The sequence below is a fragment of the Novosphingobium sp. genome (assembly GCF_049240505.1).
In the GTDB taxonomy this organism is placed as follows: domain Bacteria; phylum Pseudomonadota; class Alphaproteobacteria; order Sphingomonadales; family Sphingomonadaceae; genus Novosphingobium.
In genome coordinates this window covers 1-3310 of record NZ_JBMLSM010000151.1, presented here as the reverse complement: position 1 = coordinate 3310, position 3310 = coordinate 1, and the positions used below count along the sequence as shown (strand labels likewise).

General features: G+C 62.7%; 3 protein-coding genes. 1 reads left to right on the top strand and 2 read right to left on the bottom strand.

Annotation, left to right across the window (positions count from 1 at the left end; genetic code table 11):
* Positions 1-685 (bottom strand): biotin/lipoyl-containing protein (locus tag ACOVQ0_RS12525; protein ID WP_421884932.1); only part of this gene is annotated, 685 nt, incomplete at its 3' end.
* A gap of 171 nt (positions 686-856) precedes the next feature.
* Here ACOVQ0_RS12525 and ACOVQ0_RS12520 point away from each other — a divergent pair.
* Complete coding sequence (locus ACOVQ0_RS12520; protein WP_421884931.1) at positions 857-1315, top strand: universal stress protein; 459 nt, start codon at positions 857-859, stop codon at positions 1313-1315.
* 108 nt (positions 1316-1423) lie between these two features.
* On the opposite strand, the gene ACOVQ0_RS12515 is transcribed toward ACOVQ0_RS12520, so the two are convergent.
* On the bottom strand, positions 1424-3310 hold a 1887-nt coding region (locus ACOVQ0_RS12515), incomplete at its 5' end, for a ribonuclease R family protein (protein WP_421884930.1).

Below are 3310 nucleotides of genomic sequence, written 5' to 3'. Positions count from 1 at the left end.
CGGTGAGGTAGATGTGCGGGATCGTCTGCTTCGCCTCGGTCAGGCGGCGCGCGATGGTCTTGCGCACGTTGTTGAGCTTCTGCGCTTCGTAGGGGATGCCGAAATCCGGCACCGCTGCAGCGACAGGAGTGGGCGCAGCAGCCGGGGCTGCGGCAGGAGCCGCTGCTGCGGAAGGAGCAGGCTTGGCACCTTCAACGTCGGCACGAACGATGCGCCCGTTGGGGCCTGAACCGGCGACGCCGGCGAGATCGATGCCTTTGTCTGCCGCGATACGTTTGGCAAGCGGGCTGGCGATGACGCGATCACCCTTTGCCGCAGGGGCAGCAGCAACAGGGGCCGCTGCGGGAGCTGGAGACGCAACCGGGGTTGCTTCAGCCTTGGCGGCAGGTGCAGGCTCAGCCGCTTTGGGCGCAGGCGCAGCAGCAGGAGCGCTCGCGTCTTCGTCCTCACCCGCGATCATCGCGATGACGGTGCCGACTTTCACGCCTTCCGAACCTTCGGCCACGTCGATCGATACGATCGTGCCTTCGTCAACGGCTTCGAATTCCATCGTGGCCTTGTCGGTTTCGATTTCGGCCATGATGTCGCCGGACGACACCTTGTCGCCCACCTTGATCAGCCACTTGGCGAGGGTCCCTTCCTCCATTGTGGGGGACAGGGCGGGCATCTTGATCGCGATGGGCATGGGCGTGTTTTTCCGTGTCCTGACAGGTCGGGCAAGAGAGTGCCGTAGCGGAAACCTCTCCTGCATGTTTTCCGCCGCCCATTTCACCAGCATGGCGCGCCGGGTCAAGTGGCTTGGCGCTTGCGCCGCATACGAATTTGCCGATACGATACCTGAGGAAGGATCACCCGAATGGCGCAACGCATCTATCTGGTCATCATGGACGAGACCGACGAAGCACGCGGCGCGTTGCGTTTTGCCGCCCGCCGGGCGGTGCGCACGGGCGGCACGGTGCACATTCTGGCGCTGGTGCCCCGGCAACAATTTGTCGCCTTCGGCGGCGTTCAGGCCACGATGGAGCAGGAAACGCGCGACCGGGCTGAAGTGCTGGCGATGAGCATGGCAGGCAGCCTAGCCAGCGAATCAGGGCTTAACCCGGTGATTTCCGTGCAGGAAGGCAATGGGCCGAAAGTGGTTCGGCAATATCTTGAGGAACATCCTGAAGTTTCGGCGCTGGTGCTGGGCGCGGCTGAGGGTGGCACACCAGGGCCACTGGTCTCGCACTTTTCGGGCATTGCCGGGCAATTGCCCTGCCCGCTGATGATCGTACCGGGTGTCATGTCGGACGAGGATATCGACCGGTTTAGCTGATTTGGGTTGGGTGATTTTGGGAACATGCCCTCCCCCAGCCCCTCCCGCTTGCGGGAGGGGAGATAAGAAAGGTGCCCCTCCCGCAGGCGGGAGGGGAGCAATCTTGCGCTATTTCTTGCGGCCCTGATGGCGGATGTTCGAAGGGCGACCGCGTTTTCCGGCGATGAACTTGCCCTGCTTGCGCGGTTTGTGGTCCATCTTGCCGCCGCGCCTTTCGATCCGTTGCACGCCTTCGGCAACGTCTACCGGCTCGAACTTGAGCGCACCGGTCAGCGGATTGGCTTCGGCAAGGCGCAGTTTGAGGATTTGGCCCATCGCAAACTCTTCGCCGCTCAATTCTCCGATCAGGCGCTGGGCCTTTTCATCGTAATTGAAGCGCTCTGCCCCCAGTGTGGAAACAGGCACGAGGCCATCACCGCCAAGGCCGATAATCGTAGCAAACAGGCCGAACTTCTGAACGCCGGTCACCCGCGTATCGAAGACTTCGCCGACTTTGCCCGAAAGCCATGCCGCCACATACCGGTCAATGGTATCGCGTTCTGCTTCCATCGCGCGGCGTTCGGCATTGCTGATCGCTTCGGACACGCGCGCGAGATCACCGCGATCCCGGTCTGAAAGGCCGGAGGTGGCGGGCAGTTCGGTTTTCGGACGGGGCTGTTCAAGCCCATAGGCATCGACCAGCGCGCGATGGACAAGCAAATCCGAATAGCGACGGATTGGTGACGTGAAATGGGCATAGGAGCCGAGCGCAAGACCGAAGTGCCCGGCGTTGCGCGGCCCATAATAGGCTTGCGTCTGGCTGCGCAGCACCGCTTCCATGATCAGCGCTTTTTCCGCCTCGTCCGCAATGTCTTTCAGCATACGGTTGAACAGCGATGGCGTGATCACCTGACCCAGCGATAACTTGCGATCGAAGGTGGCGAGGTAGTCTTTCAGCGCAGTCAGCTTTTCGCGGCTTGGTGCTTCGTGGATGCGATAGACCACGGGGGCGACTTTGGCTTCGAGCGCCTTTGCCGCGGCGACGTTGGCAGCGATCATGAAGTCTTCGACCACGCGATGCGCATCGAGCCGTTCGCGGATGGCGATTTCCGCGATCTTGCCCTGGCTGTCGAGAATGACGCGGCGTTCGGGAAGTTCGAGGTTCAGCGGATCGCGGGCGTGGCGGGCCTTTTCGAGCAAGCGCCATGCGGACCAGAGGTTTTGAAGGACTTTGGTTTCGACCTGCGTGTGAGACCCCCCACCCCCAACCCCCTCCCCTGAAGGGGCGGGGGCTTCAGAAGCGGCCTCATCAATCCGGCGCTGCGCTTCCTCGTAGGCGATGACTTCGGCAATGCGGACGATGGCGCGGGTGAAGCGCCAATTGCGGATGTGGCCGGAGCTGTCGATGTGCATGTGGCAGGCCATTGCTGCGCGGTCTGCGCCCGATTTGAGCGAACACACATCTGCCGAGAGGACTTCGGGCAGCATCGGCACAACGCGATCGGGGAAGTAGACCGAGTTGCCGCGTTTGCGGGCTTCACGGTCCGTCTGGCCGCCGGTACGCACGTAAAAGCTGACGTCGGCGATGGCGACGACGGCGTTGAAGCCACCTTCCTCATCGGGTTCGGCCCAGATCGCATCGTCGTGATCGCGCGCGTCGGCGGGGTCGATAGCGACGATGGGGAGATGGCGTAGATCTTCGCGGGTGTCTTCGCTGAGGGGAAGTTTTGCGGCCAGATCGGCTTCGGCAATCGCGCCTTCAGGAAATACGAAGGGAATGCCGTGCTTGTGAATGGCGATAAGGCTGAAGGCGCGCGGGGCGAGCGGATCGCCCAGTACGGCGACGACTTTCATGCCGGACCGGGGAGAGCGCCCGGCGGGTTCAGCAAGGACAAGTTGGCCTTTTTCCGCACCGCCAAGATCGGAAATCGGCACGGCATTGCGCACACGCTTGTCCACGGGGGCAAGCCAGCCCTTGCCGGTGCCGTCGAGTTCGACGACGCCCATCAGCTGCTC